The organism is Burkholderia sp. Ac-20365, assembly GCF_017104715.1.
Lineage (GTDB): Bacteria > Pseudomonadota > Gammaproteobacteria > Burkholderiales > Burkholderiaceae > Paraburkholderia.
In genome coordinates this window covers 134,192-152,811 of sequence record NZ_JAAGPI010000009.1, presented here as the reverse complement: position 1 = coordinate 152,811, position 18,620 = coordinate 134,192, and the positions used below count along the sequence as shown (strand labels likewise).

Sequence of the window (18,620 nt, the reverse complement as noted above, 5' to 3'; positions counted from 1 at the left end):
GTCCGCCAAGGACTCGGCTTTCTTTTGCCTACTTTTCTTTGCCGAGGCAAAGAAAAGTAGGTGCCGCCCCGCACAGGGGCGACGCATGAAGCGAGACGACAAAGCAGGTTCAACGAAAGCGCTTGATGACCAGATCAAACACAGTCATCAAGCGCCAGCGACACAGCTAACAACAATCAAAGAATCACACGCCGGAAATCGGCAAGAATCGACCCGAGATACGCATTGAAGCGCGCAGCTTCAGCACCGTCGATCACACGATGGTCATACGACAGCGACATCGGCAGCGTCAGACGCGGCACGAATTGCTTGCCATCCCACACGGGCTTCTGATAGCCGCGCGACAAACCGAGAATCGCGACTTCAGGCGCATTGATGATCGGCGTGAAATGCGTGCCGCCAATCCCGCCCAGCGACGAAATCGAGAAGCAGCCGCCTTGCATCTGATCGGGCTTGAGCTTGCCCTCACGCGCCAGCTTCGACAGCTCGGTCATTTCCTTCGCGATATCGACGAGACCCTTCTTGTCGGCGTCGCGGATCACAGGCACGACGAGACCGTTCGGCGTATCGGCAGCGAAACCTACGTTGTAGTACTGCTTGAACACCAGGTTGTCGCCATCGAGGCTCGCGTTGAACGTCGGGAATTTCTTCAGCGCCGCGACGACAGCCTTGATCACGAAAGCGAGCATCGTGAACTTCACGCCCGACTTCTCGTTTTCCTTGTTCAGCTTGACGCGCAACTCTTCCAGCTCGGTGATATCCGCTTCGTCGTTGTTCGTGACGTGCGGGATCATCACCCAGTTGCGATGCAGGTTCGCGCCCGAAATCTTCTTGATGCGCGACAACGGCTTCGGATCGACCGGACCAAACTTCGTGAAGTCGATCTTCGGCCACGGCAGCAGGCCGAGTTCGCCGCCACCGGCAGCCGCCGGTGCAGCCGCCGCAACGGGCGCGCCGCGCTGGCCCGTCATCACGCCCTTGACGAACGCGGTCACGTCGTCCTGCGTAATGCGGCCCTTCGGACCCGTACCTTGCACGCGCGACACGTCGACGCCGAGTTCGCGCGCGAACTTGCGTACCGACGGCGATGCGTGGCTTGCGCGATGCGCGCCGCCTTCGCCAGCCGGAATGACGGGTGCCTGTGCGAGCGCGGACGGCTGCGCGGGAGCGGGCGACGGCGTCGCGGGCGCATCCGACGGCTTTTCTTCCTGCTTCGCGGCGGCAGGTGCCGGCGCCGGCGCAGCAGCACCGCCGCCTTCGCCTTCGAGCACCACGATCAGCGTGCCTTCCGACACGTTGTCGCCGACCTTGACCTTGATTTCCTTGACGACGCCAGCGGCCGGGCTCGGCACGTCCATCGTTGCCTTGTCGGATTCCAGTGTGACGAGCGACTGTTCCTTCTCGACGCGATCACCGACCTTCACCGAGACTTCGATGACGGGCACATCTTTATAGTCACCGATATCGGGAACCTTGACTTCCTGCACGCCACCGCTCTTTGCGGCAGGCGCAGCAGCGGGCGCCGGTGCGGGCGCCGGCGCAGGCGCAGCGGCGCCATTACCCTTCGCAGCAGCACCGCCTTCGCCGTCGAGCAGCACGATCAGCGTGCCTTCCGACACCGTATCGCCAAGCTTGACCTTCACTTCCTTGACCGTACCCGATGCCGGGCTCGGCACATCCATCGTCGCCTTGTCGGATTCCAGCGTGACGAGCGACTGCTCTTTCGTGACGGTGTCACCCGCCTTGACCAGCACCTCGATTACAGGAATGTCCTTGTAATCGCCGATGTCCGGCACCTTGACTTCGATCGCTTGGCTCATTGTTTTCTGTCTCCAGGGCCGCGCGCACCTCGCCGCCCGCTTCGGGCGGCGAGGTGCACATTGGGGCTCGCGGGTCGATGCCTTAGACGGTCATCGGGTTGGGTTTGGACGGATCGAGGTTGTACTTCTTCAGCGCGTCGGCCACGACCTTGCGCTCAATCGTACCCTCATCGGCCAGTGCGCTCAGCGCAGCAACCGTGGTCCAGTAGCGGTCGACTTCGAAGAAGTGACGCAGCTTTTCGCGTGTGTCCGAGCGGCCGAAGCCGTCCGTACCCAGCACGACGAAGCGTTGCGGCACGAACGCGCGGATCTGGTCGACCAGCGCACGAACGTAGTCGGTCGATGCGATCACCGGACCCTTCGCGTCCTTCAGCAGCGTCTCGACGTGCGAGAGCTTCTTCTCGGCGAGCGGGTTCAGCAGGTTCTGACGCTGCACTTCGTGACCTTCGCGCGCCAGTTCCGTGAAGCTCGGCACGCTCCACAGATCGGCTTCGATGCCCCAGTCGTTCTTCAGCAGGTCGGCGGCGGCGATCACTTCGTTGAAGATCGTGCCCGCGCCCATCAACTGCACGCGCGGCGCCTTCGCGTTGTCGGCGCCCTTGCGGAACGCGTACATGCCCTTGATGATGTCCTTCGCTACATGCTCGCCCTGCGGGATCGCCGGGTGCTCGTAGTTCTCGTTCATCACCGTGATGTAATAGAACACGTCCTCCTGATCCTGCACCATGCGGCGCATACCGTCCTGCATGATGACGGCGAGTTCGTAGCCGAACGTCGGGTCGTAGCTCAGGCAGTTCGGAACCGACGCCGCCCATAGCAGCGAGTGGCCGTCTTCGTGCTGCAGGCCTTCGCCGTTCAGCGTCGTACGGCCTGCCGTGCCGCCCAGCAGGAAGCCACGCGAACGCATGTCGCCAGCGGCCCACACCAGGTCGCCGATACGCTGCATGCCGAACATCGAGTAGAAGATGTAGAACGGGATCATGATCTCGCCGTGCGTCGAGTACGACGTCGCTGCTGCGATCCAGTCCGACATGCCGCCTGCTTCGTTGATGCCTTCCTGCAGGATCTGGCCGGTTTCCGACTCACGGTAGAACATCAGCTGGTCGGAATCTTCCGGCACATACTTCTGGCCGTCCTGATTCCAGATACCGATCTGGCGGAACAGGCCTTCCATACCGAAGGTACGCGATTCGTCCGGCACGATCGGCACGACGCGCTTGCCGATCGCCTTGTCCTTCAACAGGATGTTGAGAATACGGACGAACGCCATCGTCGTCGAAATTTCACGGCCTTCGCCCGTGCCCTTGAGCAACGGCTCGAATGCGTCGAGCGCCGGAACAGGCAGCGATTCCGCCTTCTGGCGACGCGCCGGCAGATAGCCGCCGAGTTCCTGACGGCGGGCGCGCATGTATTCGAGTTCCTTCGAGCCTTCTTCGAAGGTCAGATACGGCACGTGCGCGATTTCGTCGTCCGAGATCGGCAGACGGAACTGGTCGCGGAAATGCTTGAGCGCTTCCACCTGCATCTTCTTCTGCTGGTGGGTGATGTTCATCGCCTGGCCGGCTTCGCCCATGCCGTAGCCCTTGATCGTCTTCGCAAGGATGACGGTCGGCTGCCCCTTGGCTTGCGTTGCTTCCTTGAACGCTGCGTAGATCTTGTGCGGATCGTGGCCGCCGCGGTTCAGGTTCCACACGTCTTCGTCCGACCAGTCGGACACCAGCGCCTTCAGTTCCGGCGTGTTGAAGAAGTGCTCGCGAACGTAAGCGCCCGACTCCGACTTGTACGTCTGATATTCGCCGTCGACGACTTCCATCATCCGGCGCATCAGCGCGCCCGACTTGTCGCGTGCGAAGAGCGCGTCCCAGCGGCTGCCCCAGACGACCTTGATGACGTTCCAGCCGGCGCCGCGGAATTCGCTTTCCAGTTCCTGGATGATCTTGCCGTTGCCGCGCACCGGGCCGTCCAGACGCTGCAAATTGCAGTTGATGACGAACACGAGGTTGTCCAGGCGTTCGCGGCCGGCCATGCCGATCGCGCCGAGCGATTCCGGTTCATCCGTTTCGCCGTCGCCGAGGAACGCCCAGACCTTGCGGCCCGTGGTCTTTGCGATACCGCGCGCATGCAGGTACTTCATGAAGCGCGCCTGGTAGATCGCCATGATCGGGCCGAGACCCATCGACACCGTCGGGAATTGCCAGAAGTCCGGCATCAGCCACGGGTGCGGATACGACGAGATGCCCTCGCCGCCCACTTCCTGGCGGAAGTTGTCGAGTTGCTTGTCGGTCAGACGGCCGAGCAGGAACGCGCGCGAGTACACACCCGGCGACGAATGGCCCTGCACGAACACGAGGTCGCCGCCATGTTCGGGCGACGGTGCATGCCAGAAGTGATTGAAACCGACGTCGTACAGCGTCGCAGCCGACGCGAACGATGCGATGTGGCCGCCGACGTTGGTTTCCTTGCCGGCGCGCAGCACCATTGCCATCGCGTTCCAGCGCGTGTACGAACGGATGCGGTGCTCGATGTCCTGGTCGCCCGGAATCTTCGCCTGATTCGCGACGGGGATCGTGTTGATGTACGGGGTGTTAGCGGAGAAAGGCAGATGCTCGCCATGCACGCGGGCAAATTCGATCTGCTTTTCGATGAGGTAGTGAGCGCGGTCGGGTCCAACAGCAGAAATCACGCCATCTAGCGCTTCGAGCCATTCGGCCGTTTCTTGCGGGTCGTTGTCGTCTTTCGCGTTGGCGACGTATTTCAGGACTTCGTCAGGTACAGCGGACATGCTCGTCTCCTGGATATGGGAACGCTCTGTGAACAGGCGACGCGGACTAACGTCGAGGACGAACATCGGCCGCGGCAGCTTCCGGCCGATTGTAATAAGGCCCACATTGCCTGCGCAAGGAAATTTTCAGATTACGAGAGAGTTTCTCATAATGCGGAAAATTGCTGCGGCGCACCCTGGTTTGACTGCCCATCAGCAAGTACGTCGGCTAGTTTGCGCCGAATTGCGTGAGTTTCATCGCTTTTTTGCGGCAATTACGTGTCAGCCGCTGCGCTACAATGCCAGCCATGTTGACCGATCGGCTTTTCGCACGCTCGGCGCGCTCTGCCGGACAGTCGGCGGATTCGTCGCCGTCCCGCTGGCACCACGGACCGTGGTGGTCGAATTCCTATTTGCTGACGCCGCTGCTGTCGATCCTCGTCTTCCTCGTGGTGATGAGTCTGATCCTGTGGAGCCTGAACCGGCGCGAACAGCAGCAACAGGAAGACACCCTTTACCGCAACGTCGCGTGGGCGCAGCAGCAGATTCGCCTGTCGATGACGGGCGCACAGGAACAGCTTCAGGCGCTCGCCCGCGATCTCGTTTCAGGCCGCGCCGACCCGCATTCCTTCCAGGTGTCAACGGCGGACATCATGCAGGGGCATCCCGAGATCCTCTACATGAACTGGTACACCAGCGCGCAGCAGCCGCGCTGGCCGAACAACGCGCTACCCGTGCTGGGCCAGCGTCTCGCCAAACCCAACGACCAGCAGATGGACGAGGCCGTGAAGGCCGCCTTCGCGGAGGCGAAGAACACGCGCCGCCAGGTCTACTCACCGCTGATGTACGACGATGTCGGCAACGGCTATATCACGCTGCAAACTCCCGTTTATCGCGACCGCGACTTTCTCGGCACGGTCGCGGCCGTGTTCTCGGTCGAAGGGATCCTGAAGCGCGACATCCCGCCCGAGCTGTCCGCGAAGTACAAGATCTCGATCATCGATATCAACAACCGCGAGCTGGCCACCACGTCGACGCGCCCGCGCCTGCCGCGCGACGCGTACTACGACCTGCCGCTCGATCCGCCTGGCCAGGGCGTGTCGGTACGCGTGTACGCGTATCCGCAGATGACCAACTTCACGAACAACACGCTCGTGTGGCTGGTCGCCGGACTCTCGTGTTTCGTGCTGTGGAGCCTGTGGAGTTTGTGGAAGCACACGCGCCAGCGCTTCGAGGCGCAACAGGCGCTGTACGCCGAAGCGTTCTTCCGCCGCGCGATGGAAAACTCCGTGCTGATCGGCATGCGCGTGCTCGACATGCACGGCCGCATCACGCACGTGAATCCCGCCTTCTGCAGGATGACGGGCTGGGATGAAAGCGATCTCGTCGGCAAGAACGCGCCGTTCCCTTACTGGCCGCGCGATTCGTATCCGGAAATGCAGCGCCAGCTCGACATGACCTTGCGCGGCAAGGCGCCCTCTTCCGGTTTCGAGTTGCGTGTGCGCCGCAAGGACGGCTCGCTGTTCCATGCGCGTCTGTATGTATCGCCGCTGATCGACAGCTCGGGCCGCCAGACCGGCTGGATGTCGTCGATGACGGACATCACCGAGCCGAAACGCGCACGCGAAGAACTCGCCGCCGCGCACGAGCGCTTCACGACCGTGCTCGAAAGTCTCGATGCCGCCGTGTCCGTGCTCGCCGCCGACGAAGCCGAACTGCTGTTCGCCAACCGCTATTACCGGCACCTGTTCGGCATCCGCCCGGACGGCCATCTGGAACTGGCGGGCGGCGGCGGCTTCGACAGCTCCGCTGCTTCGTCGGATTCCATCGACATGGTCGACGCGTTTGCCGGCTTGCCCGCGACAGCGCTCACGGAAGGCTCCGCCGACGCGCAGGAAGTCTACGTGCAAGGCATCCAGAAGTGGTTCGAAGTGCGCCGCCAGTACATCCAGTGGGTGGACGGCCATCTCGCGCAGATGCAGATCGCCACCGACATCACCACCCGCAAGCAGGCGCAGGAACTCGCGCGTCAGCAGGACGAGAAGCTGCAGTTCACCAGCCGCCTGATGACGATGGGTGAAATGGCGTCGTCGCTCGCGCACGAATTAAACCAGCCTCTCGCGGCCATCAATAACTATTGCTCTGGAGCCGTTGCGCTGGTTAAATCTGGTCGGACAACTCCTGACAACCTGTTACCAGTCCTCGAAAAGACGGCGCAGCAGGCTGTACGGGCCGGCATGATCATCAAGCGCATCCGCGAATTCGTGAAACGCAGCGAACCGAAACGCCAGGCCACCCGTGTCGCCGACATCGTCGCCGACGCCGTCGGCCTTGCCGAGATCGAAGCACGCAAACGCCGTATCCGCATCGTGACGGATATGCGTTCGCGCCTGCCCGTGATCTACGTCGATCCGGTGCTGATCGAACAGGTGCTGGTGAACCTGCTGAAGAACGCCGCGGAAGCCATGCATGACGCGCATCCCAACGCCGTCGATCCCGTCATTCGCCTCGTTGTGAAGCTCGATTCCGGCTTCGTGTGCATCAGCGTCGTGGACCAGGGGCCGGGCGTGGACGAAGCGACGGCCGAGCGTCTCTTCGAACCGTTTTACAGCACCAAGTCCGACGGCATGGGCATGGGGCTGAACATTTGCCGTTCGATCATCGAATCGCATCGCGGACGCCTGTGGGTGGTGAACAACGTCGAATCCGACGGCCACATCACGGGTGCCACTTTCCATTGCAGTCTGCCTATTGGAGAGCCTGACGGCCCGAGCAACGGCGGGTCCGAGGCGCCGACACCACAAACCGTTACGGGAGAGCTATGAACACCCCAGTCACCACACAGGAAACCGTCTTTGTCGTCGACGACGACGAGGCGGTGCGAGATTCGCTGCGCTGGCTGCTGGAGGCGAACGGCTACCGCGTGCAGTGCTTCGCGAGCGCCGAGCAGTTCATCGACGCATGGCAGCCGCATCAGCATCCCGGCCAGATCGCCTGCCTGATCCTCGACGTGCGGATGTCGGGCATGAGCGGCCTCGAGTTGCAGGAACGCCTGATCGCCGACAACACGCTGCTGCCGATCATCTTCGTGACGGGTCACGGCGACGTGCCGATGGCTGTGTCGACGATGAAAAAAGGCGCGATGGACTTCATCGAAAAGCCGTTCGACGAGGCCGAACTGCGCAAGCTGGTCGAGCGCATGCTCGACAAGGCGCGCAGCGAAAGCAGCAGCGTGCAGCAGCAGCGGGCAGCCGCCGAGCGCCTGGGCAAGCTCACGGCGCGTGAGCACCAGGTGCTGGAACGCATCATCGCGGGCCGTCTGAACAAGCAGATCGCCGACGACCTCGGCATCAGCATCAAGACGGTCGAAGCGCACCGCGCGAACATCATGGAGAAGCTCAACGTGAATACGGTCGCCGACCTGCTGCGCCTCGCGTTGTCTAACAAGCCGCAACCGGCGCAATAACGTCCCCTCGCCTGCGCGGTGACTCGCGCAGGCGCATCACGCATCATGACAGGTTGCCGCGCGCAGGTGGCTTATCGATAGCCGCCGCGCGGCGCCGTCTGCATGGCTTCCTCACCTCGCCTCACTTCCTTCTCTCGCCAGCAGGCTTGCGCCATTCGCTTCTGGCCATTTCATTAGCGATCCAAACTGACTTCATTGCACCCGATCGCGCAACAGTCACGTATCGCATATCGGCTTTCTATCCGCGTATCGCCTTTGACATGTCGCATTGACAGCGACGGCTTCGCTTCCTAACTTACAGACGGATCAACCAGAAACGTCACCGATGCCTGAAACGCGCATAACGGGCGCAACGCACGTATCGCCGGCCACGATGCGCGTTGCACGCAGCACCCTCCTCACGGACTCCGCCGCGACTTCACGTCGCCCTTGCGCGTCCCGCCCACTTCCATTATCAGTCGCTACACAGCAGCGTCTCCACGTCGCTCCATTGCCACAACACCGCGCAGCAGCCGGGCCGGTTCATCCGGACACTGCCGCGAACACAACGCCGCAAGGAGGTTCTCATCGTGAAACGTTACGGACCTTACAGGTCGCGCGCCTGGCTCGTCTGCGCGGCACTGGCAGGCATGCCGCTCGCCACGGGCATCGTCGCGCCCTTTGACGCCGTCGCGCAAACGCCCGCCAAAGTCTCGAACCAGCAACTCGATTCATTGACGGCGCCCATCGCGCTCTACCCCGATGCGCTGCTCGCCCAGGTGCTGATGGCATCGACCTTTCCGCAGGACGTCGAAGCGGCCGCTGCGTGGTCGAAAGCCAATTCGCAGTACAAGGGCGACGACGCGGTCAAGGCCGTCGCATCGCAGCCTTGGGATCCGAGCGTGCAGTCGCTGGTCGCCTTCCCACAGGTGCTCGCCACGATGGCCTCCAAGCCCGACTGGGTGCAGCAGCTCGGCAACGCGTTTCTCGCCCAGCCCAACGACGTGATGGACTCCGTGCAACGGTTGCGCAAGCAGGCACAATCGGCGGGCAATCTGAAATCGAGCGAACAGCAGAAGGTGGTCGTTGAGCAAAGCACGATCCAGATCGTGCCCGCCAATCCGCAGGTGGTCTACGTGCCGACCTATAACCCGACGGTCGTCTACGGTACGTGGCCCTACCCGGCCTATCCGCCCGTCTATGTGCCGCCGCCTCCCGGCTATGCGATCGCGACGGGCTTCGCGACAGGGCTTGCGTTCGGCGCCGGCATCGCTGTCGCCAACTCGCTGTGGGGCGGCTTCAACTGGAACAATCACGACGTCAACATCAACGTCAACCGCTACAACAACATCAACGTCAACAACCGGATCAACTCGAATACGTCGACCGCGAACTGGAATCGCAACGAGAGCATCAATCGCAATAACGCGAACTTCAATCGCAACAACGCCAATTTCAATAACAATAATCTGGGCGCGCAGCGCGACCAGTTCCGCGGACGCGATGCGTCCCGCGCGCAGGCGCAGCAGACGCTGCAGAACCGCACCGGCCAGAACCTGAGCGGCAACGCGAGCCAGCGCGTGCAGAACATCCATCAGGGCGGCGGCGATGCCGGGATCCGGAACAGCGCGCAGAACCTGAACCGCGACAACGCGTTGCGTGGCGCGGGCGACGCAGCGGGCTCGCGCCAGGACTTCCAGCGTGGCCAGTCGAGCCGGCAGTCGCTGGCAAATAGCGGCGGCGGAAACAACCGTCTGGGTTCGGGCGGCGGCGGGCAGCAGTTTGGCGGTCGCGAAGGAGCCGGTGGTGGATTCGGCGGCGGGGGCAGCGGCAGTGGCCGTGGCGGCGGGGGTGGAGGCTTTCAGCGTGGCGGCGGAGGCGGAGGCTTCGGCGGCGGCCACGGCGGCGGCGGCGGATTCCATCGCCGCTAGACCAACCTTCGACAGCAATCATCTTGCAGCGGACCAGAATCGGCAGCACACGCGCCCGCTCTGGTCGACAGGAGTCACACATGACCGGCACAACAACACCCATATCGATCCGCAGCACGCCACGCGCCACGCGTCAGGCGGGACAGACCGGATCGCGCGCGGCACGCTCGCCGCTTGCGCACGCATTCGGCGCAATCGCCGCGGCCGCGCTTTTCGCCATGGCTCAGCCCGCCGCCGCGCAGGCCGCCTATCCGACGCCCGACGCCGCCGCCGACGCGTTCGCCAACGCGCTCGCGACCAACGATCATCCCGCGATGGAAAAGGTACTCGGCAAGAACTTCGGCCGCTACATTCCGACCACCAACATCGGCGAGGACGATATCTACGCGTTCCTCGGCCAGTGGGCGAAAGGCCACCGGATCGTCGACGATCCGGCATCGCATCAGGGTCGCAAGAGCGTGCATATCGCCGTCGGCGACGACGGCTGGACGCTGCCGATTCCCATCGTGCAGACAGCGCGCGGCTGGCAGTTCAACACGCCCGCCGCTACCGACGAAATGCTCACGCGACGCATCGGCCGCAACGAGCGCTCGGCGATTCTCACGTCGCTTGCCTATGTCGACGCGCAAAACGACTACCGCAAGCAGATGCAGCATTACGCGCAGAAGTTCATCAGTTCGCCCGGCAAGCAGGACGGCCTGTACTGGCCGACTGCGCCCGGCGATCCCGAGAGCCCGCTCGGACCGCTCGCCGCGACGATGCCGCATCAGATCGCGCCGGGCGAGGCGTACTACGGCTACCACTACCGCATACTCACCGCACAGGGCGCGAAAGCGGACGGCGGCTCGCAGAACTACGTGCAGGATGGCGTGCTGTCGAAAGGCTTCGGTCTCGTCGCCTGGCCGGCCGAATATGGCAAGACGGGGGTGATGAGCTTTATCGTCAACCAGAACGGCCAGGTCTACGAGAAGAATCTCGGGCCGCAAACGGCGCGCGTGGCGGGCACGATCACGTCCTTCAACCCCGACTCGTCGTGGCAGGCGACGCAGCCTTGACCGCGCATCGAAGATCGCAGCGGCGGCCTTTACAGAGCGGCCGCCACTGCGCGGCAGGTCGTCGGGCGTCACCTCCGGCCATCAGGCGCACGGCCTCAACGGTATAATGTCGAACTTCGCTGCGGCGCGGTTTTCGCGCCGTGCGCTTTCCGGCATGCGACCCGTTCCTGCCCTCGAGCGCCATCCGTGCGTTTTCGCGACGTCCGTCTCCGGGCGATAGTCGCGAGCGCACGCGCAGCATGCACGACGCAGCCTGCGCGGCAACGTGATCGCACGCCCCGCGCCTGCCCGCCCCGCCCGCTTTCCGATACGCCCATTCTCGACCGACCATGACAGCCAAACTGATCGACGGCACCGCCCTTTCCAAGACCCTGCGCGCCGACGTCGCCACGCGCGCCGCCGCCCTCACCGCCCGCGGACATCAACCCGGTCTTGCCGTGGTGCTCGTCGGCGACAATCCGGCGAGCGAAGTCTATGTCCGCAACAAGGTAAAGGCTTGCGAGGACAACGGACTATTCTCGTCGTACGACCGCTATCCCGCCACGATGACGGAAGCCGACCTGCTCGCGCGAATCGATGCACTGAACCACGATCCGAAGATCCACGGCATTCTCGTGCAACTGCCGCTGCCGAAGCACATCGACAGCCACAAGGTGATCGAGGCGATCGCGCCTGAAAAAGACGTGGACGGCTTTCACGTCGCGAATGCCGGCGCGCTGATGACGGGCAAGCCGCTGTTCCGCCCGTGCACGCCGTATGGCGTGATGAAAATGTTCGAGGCTTACGGCATCGATCTGAAGGGTGCGAACGCGGTTGTGATCGGCCGCTCGAACATCGTCGGCAAGCCGATGGCGCTGCTGCTCCTCGAAGCGAATGCGACGGTCACGATCTGCCACAGCAAGACGCGCGATATCGCGTCGTTCACGCGTAACGCGGATGTCGTCGTGGTGGCGACGGGACTGCGCAACACGCTGACGGCTGATATGGTGAAACCCGGCGCGACGGTGATCGACGTCGGCATGAATCGCGATGAGAACGGCAAGCTGTGCGGCGACGTTGACTTCGCGAACGTCAAGGAAGTGGCGGGCCATATCACGCCCGTGCCAGGCGGTGTCGGCCCGATGACGATCACGATGCTGCTCGTCAATACGATCGAAGCAGCCGAGCGCGCCGCAGGCAACGCCTGAGCTTCTCTGCATGGCCGTCCACGCGACGGCCTTCTCATTCGCCGCCCGGAATGGATGTCACGGTCCGGGCGCGCATCCTCCGCGCATCGCGGACCCCATCAACGCGTCATCACAGCGGCGGCCAGCGGACGGCCGGGTCGCTCGCGCGCAACGGCGTCCGTTCATAGGCCAATTCGCGCGTTTTCCTGCGCTCGCGTTGACGCGCTTCATTGCGCGCGATTCGCTCGCGACACCACTTCATTGCAGGCCGCTCGATCCAGCGCGACGAAAACACCGCCAGCGCAAGAATGAACGGCGCGCCGACGATGACCGCGAGCATCGGCGAGATGCCCGGCAAGCGCGCCGCCACGCATTGCTGCACCATGAAGCCGTACAGGCAGATCGCGTATGAATAGTCATGACGTGGCCTCCAGCCATGCAGCATCGGCGTCACGCTCACCCACAGCAGACCGTAGACGAACGCGATATAGAGCAGAATCTGCGCGCCGGCTGTGTCGCGAAACACGAGAAACACCAGCAGCAAACCGCACGCGATGAGACCGCTGATGCTGATGCGCTCGCGCCATCCGTACAGCACCATGCCGAGAAGGAAGCACAGTTCGGGCGCAAACGCGAGGCCGGTCGCGCTGTCGGGGAAAACGCGCCAGCCTGATTGCAGATCGGCCAGTCGCGTGCGCATCAAAAATGCAACGAGCGTGATCAGCACGGCGAGCGTGATGCGCCGGCGCGTCGATAGCAGACCGAACGCGCCCGTGATCAGCACGAGCAGATAGCACAGCATCAGACCAGTCAGCGCCCACAGCGGCGCACCGATAGCGCGCATGAGATTGCCATGGTCGAATACGATCGACAGCGTTCCTTCACGCTTCATCACCAGCGCCGCGAAATAGTCGTGCAGCGTCAGCGGCGTCAAGATCGGCCCGACCACGAACAACGCCACCAGCGCCGCACCGAACGCAGCGGGCAGCACGCGCGCGAACCGCAACGCGACGAACCGCGACGCCGACCGCTGACGCTCGAAGCTCGCGCTCACCAGCAGGCCGCTCATCAGAAAGAACGCGTACACGCCAAGGCTTCCCACGCTATCGAGGTCAGACGCGGCCGCGACGCCATCGCCACTACCCGTTTGCCGGATCACGAACGTCGCGCTCCAGACAAACGCGCACGCGGCAATCAGACGTACGAGATCGAAGTTGTTTGCCTCGCGGCTGAGCGATTGCGAGAGTGTCGGTGGATGCGGAGTCATTGCGAGCTACCCGTTTCAGGCGGCCGACGCACGAGCAAAAATCGGCGCGCGAGGCCACACGAGGACACGAAAACCGCGCGTCATGGCGACGCGCACGGACGCTTCAACGATGCGCGAGAACACGCGCCGCGACCGTGCGCTTGCCCACCCTCACGTTCTGGTACAAATACGTCTGAGGCCGCGACCCCTGCGCGCGAGCAGCGCTTCTGATAATTTGTGCTGCAACCGGCTGGAGATTGGCTGATAACAGCTACTGGCAGTTGGAAACGGCGCAAGGCGCCCCAATGTGCGTGTTGCAAGGCGCCGGGTGATAGGCGCGCACGCGTCGCGTGCGGCGCAGATCCGCTGCTCCGCTTAGGTTTCAGGCCTGGATGGCCGTCATCCGGGTGTTCATTTACCGCGTCAGACAGGAAGCATCATGTCCACATCTCAATCGACATCCGACAATCCGCTCCTCGATTTCTCCGATCTGCCGCGCTTTGGCGAGATCCGCCCCGAACATGTGACCCCTGCCCTCGATGTGCTGCTCGCGAACGCGAGCGCCGCCGTCGAGCGCGCGAGCGAGCCGTCGACGCCGGCTTCGTGGGCCGACGTCGTCGAGCCCGTCGAACGGGCGACGGAACCGCTGTCGCGCGCGTGGGGCGTAATCGGCCATCTGAATGCCGTTGCAGATACACCGGAGCTGCGCGCCGCCTATGGCGAGAACCTGCCGCGCGTGACCGAGTTCTGGTCGAGCGTCGGTCAGAATCTCGCGCTGTACGAGAAGTACAAGGCGATCGCCGCTGCCGACGATTTCGAATCGCTGACGGGTGAACGCAAGAAGATCCTGAACAATTCACTGCGTGACTTCAGACTGTCTGGCGCGGAACTGCCGGAAGATCAGAAGCCGCGTTTTGCGGAACTGCAGGAACGTCAGGCCGCGCTGTCGAAGACGTTTTCGGATCACGTGCTCGATGCGACGAACGCGTACGCGTACATTGCGGAGAGCAAGGACGAACTGGTGGGCCTGCCCGAAGACACGATCGAAGCCGCGCGCGAAGCGGCCGAGCGTGAAGGCAAGAGCGGCTGGAAGTTCACGCTGCATTTCCCGTCGTATTTTCCTGTCATGCAGTACTCGGAAAACCGCGCGATGCGCGAGACGATGTATCGCGCGTATGTGACCCGCGCATCCGAACTCGGGCCGCAATACGGCAAAGGCAATGCCGACTGGGACAACACGGAAATCATCGCCGAGGCGTTGAAGCTGCGCGAAGAAGAATCGCACATGCTCGGCTACAGGAACTTCGCCGAGGTGTCGCTTGCGCCAAAAATGGCCGAGTCGCCGGCACAGGTGATGGCGTTCCTCGAAGACCTCGCAACGCGTGCACGTCCGCACGCCGAGCACGACTGGAAGGAGCTGCGCGAATTCGCCGTGAACGAACTGGGCATGAGCGACATGCAGCCGTGGGACGTCGCGTTTGCTGCCGAGCGTCTGCGTCAGAAGCGTTATTCGTTCTCCGAGAACGAAGTGAAGCAGTACTTCCCGGAAGACGCCGTGCTCAAGGGCCTGTTCAAGGTCACGGAGACGCTCTTCGGCGTGAAGATCCGCCGCGACGAAGCGGCGACGTGGCATCAGGACGTGCGGTTCTTCCGTGTCGAGAATCAGGACGGCGGCCTCGTCGCACAGTTCTATCTCGATCTGTATGCACGCGAAGGCAAGCGCGGCGGCGCATGGATGGACGATGCGCGCTCGCGCCGCAAGCCCGTCAACGGCGCGGTGCAGACGCCTGTCGCCTATCTGACGTGCAACTTCTCGGCGCCTGTCGGCGGCAAGCCGGCCTGCTTCACGCACGATGAAGTAATCACGCTGTTCCACGAATTCGGCCACGGCCTGCATCACATGCTGACGCTTGTGGACGAACTGGGCGTGTCGGGGATCAACGGTGTCGAATGGGATGCGGTCGAGCTGCCGTCGCAGTTCATGGAAAACTTCTGCTGGGAGTGGGACGTGCTGAGCGACATGACGTCGCATGTCGATACCGCGAAGCCGCTGCCGCGCGATCTGTTCGACAAGATGCTCGCCGCGAAGAATTTCCAGAGCGGTCTGGGCACGCTGCGTCAGATCGTGTTCTCGATGTTCGACATGAAGCTGCACGTCGACTTCGAGACGTCGGGCGCAAAGAGCGCGAACGATCTGGCGCGCGAGATCAACGAGCGCTTCCATGTGATTCCGCAAGCGTCGTTTTCGCGCTGGCCGAATACGTTCAGCCATATCTTCGCGGGCGGATACGCGGCCGGTTACTACAGCTATAAGTGGGCCGAAGTGCTGTCCGCCGACGCGTATGCCGCGTTCGAAGAAGCGGCACAAGCGGGCACGGGCAGCGTGCTCGACGTGGCGACAGGCACGCGCTACCGCAAGGAGATTCTCGAAGTGGGCGGCAGCCGTCCCGCGATGGAATCGTTCAAGGCGTTCCGCGGCCGCGAGCCGAACATCGATGCGCTGCTGCGCCACAACGGCATGGCACCGGACGCGGTACCGGGCGCGGCGCATTGATGGCTTGATGTATCGAAGCACGGAGTCAAACCGGCGCTTCGATCACAGCTAGTACGCGGTCAACGGCAAAGCGGGTTCGGGTTCACCGAACCCGCTTTTTTATTCGCGATGCAGTTTGAAGTCCACTTCCGATGGCCGCCCTTCGAGCGTCAGCGTCGCGCGTGCCGCTGGCGCGCGGCTCACCACCTTGCCCCGGCTCACGACCGCCAGCCGCGCCGCGCGCAGGCGGATCGCTTCGACGGCATCACGCGCATCGAGCACGACGAGATTCGCATCGCATCCCGGCGCGACTCCGTAGCGCTCCAGCCCGAGAATACGCGACGCATTTACGGTCACGGCATCGAAGCACGCGTGCATCGCGTCGACACCCGTCATCTGCGCGACGTGCAGTCCCATATGCGCGACTTCGAGCATGTCGCCCGAACCGAGGCTGTACCACGGGTCCATCACACAGTCGTGACCAAACGCGACGTTGATCCCCGCCGCCAGCATCTCCGGTACGCGCGTCATGCCGCGTCGCTTCGGATAGGTGTCCGAGCGACCTTGCAGCGTGATGTTGATCAACGGATTCGCAATCGCCGCCACACCCGATTCGCGCATCAAGGGCAGCAGCTTGCTGACGTAGTAGTTGTCCATCGAATGCATCGAGGTCAGATGCGAGCCCGTCACGCGGCCATGCAGTCCAAGCCGGTGCGTTTGCGCCGCAAGCGTTTCGATATGACGCGACATCGGATCATCCGACTCGTCGCAATGCATGTCGACGCGCAAGCCCTTCTCCGCCGCGAATTCGCAGAGCAGGCGAACGGACTCAGCGCCGTCCGCCATCGTCCGTTCGAAGTGCGGAATGCCGCCGACCACATCGACGCCCATCGCGATCGCGCGCTTCAGATTGTCGAACGCGCCCGCGCTGCGCAGCACACCGTCCTGCGGAAACGCAACCAGTTGCAGGTCCATATACGGCGCAACGCGACGCTTCACTTCGAGCAACGCTTCAACGGCAAGCAGACGCTCATCGCATACATCGACGTGTGTACGAATGGCGAGCAGTCCACGCGCGACGGCCCAATCGCAATACTGCAACGCACGTTCGACCAGCGCTTCCTGCGTCAGATGCGGCTTCAGCTCGCCCCACAGTGCGATGCCTTCGAGCAAGGTGCCCGATGCGTTCACACGCGGCAAACCATACGACAGCGTGGCGTCCATATGGAAATGCGCGTCGATGAAAGGCGGCGTGACGAGCGCGCCGTTCGCATCGATTTCTTCGCGCGCAGTCGCGGCCAGGTTCGGCTCGACAGCGACGATGCGGCCAGACTCGATACCGATGTCGACGGGACCCTGCTGTTGCGAAGCGCTGCGCGGCAATACGGCACGACGGATGATCAGGTGCATGTGGGGCTCCTATGCATGACATCGATTCTATCGGCGGAAGAAATGCGTGGGGAGTTCGGCACGATGGCATAGGACGAAAGACCATCCGTTACACTGCCTGGCAGAACAACATGAAAAAAATTCGACTAAATGTTTGACGCGTGGCGAAGGTGTCCGTACAATTCGCCTCTCTGACGCGGGGTGGAGCAGTCTGGCAGCTCGTCGGGCTCATAACCCGAAGGTCACAGGTTCAAATCCTGTCCCCGCAACCAGCTTCATAGGCATCGTGTCCTGCTCCACACGGCCTCGAGTAGTAACAGTGAAAGCCCGCATCGCCTCAAGCGTTGCGGGCTTTTGTGTTTTTGTCCTATGCATGTTGCCGTACTGAGCAGCCCTGCCCGATCGCGGTAAGATTCCATCCAGCACCTGTACAACGAGAACGAGCGATGAAATTAGCCACGTGGAACGTGAACTCCCTAAAGGTCCGTCAGCAACATGTGATCGACTGGCTCGAACTGAGCCAGACCGACGTGCTGTGCCTTCAGGAACTCAAACTGCCCGACGAAAAATTTCCGCGCGCCGATCTCGAGGCCAAGGGCTATCGCAGCTGGTTCGCCGGTCAGAAGACGTATAACGGCGTCGGCATTCTCGTGCGCGACGGCATGAGTGTCGATGAAGGCAGTATCGTGCGCAACATCCCGGGTTTCGAAGATCCGCAACAGCGCGTGATCGCGGCGACCATTGAAGGCGTGCGCGTAATCTCCGCCTACTTCCCGAACGGCCAGGCGCCCGGCACCGACAAGTTCGAGTACAAGCTGCGCTGGCTCGACGCGCTGCAAGCCTGGATCGCCAGTGAACTCACGCAACATCCGAAGCTCGCGCTGCTCGGCGACTACAACATCGCACCCGAAGATCGCGACGTACATGATCCGAAGGCATGGGAAGGACAGAACCTCGTGTCGCCCGAGGAGCGCAGCCACTTCAACCGTCTGATCGAACTTGGTCTGGTCGATTCGTTCCGGCTTTTCGAGCAACCGGAGAAGACCTTCACGTGGTGGGACTACCGCATGCTCGCGTTCCGCCGCAACGCGGGTCTGCGTATCGATCACATCTTGCTGTCAAAGCCGCTCGCCGCGAGCTGCACGCATTGCGACGTCGACAAGACGCCGCGCAAGTGGGATCAGCCTTCCGACCACGCACCTGTCGTCGCGCTAACCGAATAGCACGTACAACAAGGTAGTAGACGTAAAAAAACGGCTCGAAGGCGCATGACG

11 protein-coding genes and 1 tRNA gene are annotated in these 18,620 nt (G+C 62.8%); 8 read left to right on the top strand and 4 right to left on the bottom strand.

Translation table 11 applies throughout. The features are described from left to right. Positions 1–176: 176 nt before the first annotated feature. A complete protein-coding gene (aceF, locus tag G3O01_RS18255; RefSeq protein WP_205806540.1) occupies positions 177–1,820 on the bottom strand; it encodes a dihydrolipoyllysine-residue acetyltransferase in 1,644 nt (547 codons plus the stop codon). A gap of 82 nt (positions 1,821–1,902) precedes the next feature. Further along, positions 1,903–4,602, bottom strand: coding sequence for a pyruvate dehydrogenase (acetyl-transferring), homodimeric type (gene aceE, locus G3O01_RS18250; protein WP_205806539.1), 2,700 nt, complete (start codon positions 4,600–4,602; stop codon positions 1,903–1,905). Between the two features lie 287 nt (positions 4,603–4,889). On the opposite strand from aceE, the gene fixL reads away from it, so the two are divergent. From fixL to folD, 5 genes are all read left to right on the top strand, one after another. After that, the gene (gene fixL / locus G3O01_RS18245; RefSeq protein WP_205806538.1) at positions 4,890–7,406 is read left to right on the top strand and encodes an oxygen sensor histidine kinase FixL; all 2,517 of its coding nucleotides are present in this window, start codon (positions 4,890–4,892) and stop codon (positions 7,404–7,406) included. Continuing rightward, on the top strand, positions 7,403–8,047 hold the full coding sequence (gene fixJ / locus G3O01_RS18240; RefSeq protein WP_205806537.1) for an oxygen response regulator transcription factor FixJ: 645 nt from the start codon (positions 7,403–7,405) through the stop codon (positions 8,045–8,047). The genes fixL and fixJ overlap by 4 nt, the downstream gene beginning before the upstream one ends. A 629-nt stretch (positions 8,048–8,676) precedes the next feature. Beyond that, positions 8,677–9,957 (top strand): DUF3300 domain-containing protein, encoded by a 1,281-nt coding sequence (locus tag G3O01_RS18235; protein ID WP_205806660.1) that lies wholly within the window; start codon positions 8,677–8,679, stop codon positions 9,955–9,957. 80 nt (positions 9,958–10,037) lie between these two features. Beyond that, the gene (locus tag G3O01_RS18230; protein ID WP_205806536.1) at positions 10,038–11,012 is read left to right on the top strand and encodes a DUF2950 domain-containing protein; all 975 of its coding nucleotides are present in this window, start codon (positions 10,038–10,040) and stop codon (positions 11,010–11,012) included. A gap of 329 nt (positions 11,013–11,341) precedes the next feature. Continuing rightward, positions 11,342–12,199, top strand: a complete 858-nt coding sequence (gene folD, locus G3O01_RS18225) for a bifunctional methylenetetrahydrofolate dehydrogenase/methenyltetrahydrofolate cyclohydrolase FolD (RefSeq protein ID WP_205806535.1) — start codon at positions 11,342–11,344, stop codon at positions 12,197–12,199. 109 nt (positions 12,200–12,308) lie between these two features. On the opposite strand, the gene G3O01_RS18220 is transcribed toward folD, so the two are convergent. Then, the gene (locus tag G3O01_RS18220; RefSeq protein ID WP_205806534.1) at positions 12,309–13,445 is read right to left on the bottom strand and encodes an acyltransferase; all 1,137 of its coding nucleotides are present in this window, start codon (positions 13,443–13,445) and stop codon (positions 12,309–12,311) included. 418 nt (positions 13,446–13,863) lie between these two features. Here G3O01_RS18220 and G3O01_RS18215 point away from each other — a divergent pair, with 418 nt between their 5' ends. Then, the gene (locus tag G3O01_RS18215) at positions 13,864–15,978 is read left to right on the top strand and encodes a M3 family metallopeptidase (RefSeq protein ID WP_205806533.1); all 2,115 of its coding nucleotides are present in this window, start codon (positions 13,864–13,866) and stop codon (positions 15,976–15,978) included. Between the two features lie 99 nt (positions 15,979–16,077). Here the strand turns inward: G3O01_RS18215 and G3O01_RS18210 are convergent, their stop codons facing one another. Beyond that, positions 16,078–17,367, bottom strand: coding sequence for an amidohydrolase family protein (locus G3O01_RS18210; RefSeq protein WP_205806532.1), 1,290 nt, complete (start codon positions 17,365–17,367; stop codon positions 16,078–16,080). Between the two features lie 174 nt (positions 17,368–17,541). Between G3O01_RS18210 and G3O01_RS18205 the strand changes: the two genes are divergently transcribed. Together G3O01_RS18205 and xth are read left to right on the top strand one after the other, a co-directional pair. Continuing rightward, positions 17,542–17,618 (top strand) — tRNA-Met (locus G3O01_RS18205). 174 nt (positions 17,619–17,792) lie between these two features. Further along, positions 17,793–18,569, top strand: a complete 777-nt coding sequence (xth, locus tag G3O01_RS18200) for an exodeoxyribonuclease III (RefSeq protein ID WP_205806531.1) — start codon at positions 17,793–17,795, stop codon at positions 18,567–18,569. Positions 18,570–18,620 lie beyond the last annotated feature (51 nt).

Bases quoted from the DNA above. Each gene is read 5' to 3' on its own strand.
- aceF (WP_205806540.1), bottom strand. From the start codon at position 1,820: ATGAGCCAAGCGATCGAAGTCAAGGTGCCGGACATCGGCGATTACAAG.
- aceE (WP_205806539.1), bottom strand. From the start codon at position 4,602: ATGTCCGCTGTACCTGACGAAGTCCTGAAATACGTCGCCAACGCGAAA.
- fixL (WP_205806538.1), top strand. From the start codon at position 4,890: ATGTTGACCGATCGGCTTTTCGCACGCTCGGCGCGCTCTGCCGGACAG.
- fixJ (WP_205806537.1), top strand. From the start codon at position 7,403: ATGAACACCCCAGTCACCACACAGGAAACCGTCTTTGTCGTCGACGAC.
- G3O01_RS18235 (WP_205806660.1), top strand. From the start codon at position 8,677: ATGCCGCTCGCCACGGGCATCGTCGCGCCCTTTGACGCCGTCGCGCAA.
- G3O01_RS18230 (WP_205806536.1), top strand. From the start codon at position 10,038: ATGACCGGCACAACAACACCCATATCGATCCGCAGCACGCCACGCGCC.
- folD (WP_205806535.1), top strand. From the start codon at position 11,342: ATGACAGCCAAACTGATCGACGGCACCGCCCTTTCCAAGACCCTGCGC.
- G3O01_RS18220 (WP_205806534.1), bottom strand. From the start codon at position 13,445: ATGACTCCGCATCCACCGACACTCTCGCAATCGCTCAGCCGCGAGGCA.
- G3O01_RS18215 (WP_205806533.1), top strand. From the start codon at position 13,864: ATGTCCACATCTCAATCGACATCCGACAATCCGCTCCTCGATTTCTCC.
- G3O01_RS18210 (WP_205806532.1), bottom strand. From the start codon at position 17,367: ATGCACCTGATCATCCGTCGTGCCGTATTGCCGCGCAGCGCTTCGCAA.
- xth (WP_205806531.1), top strand. From the start codon at position 17,793: ATGAAATTAGCCACGTGGAACGTGAACTCCCTAAAGGTCCGTCAGCAA.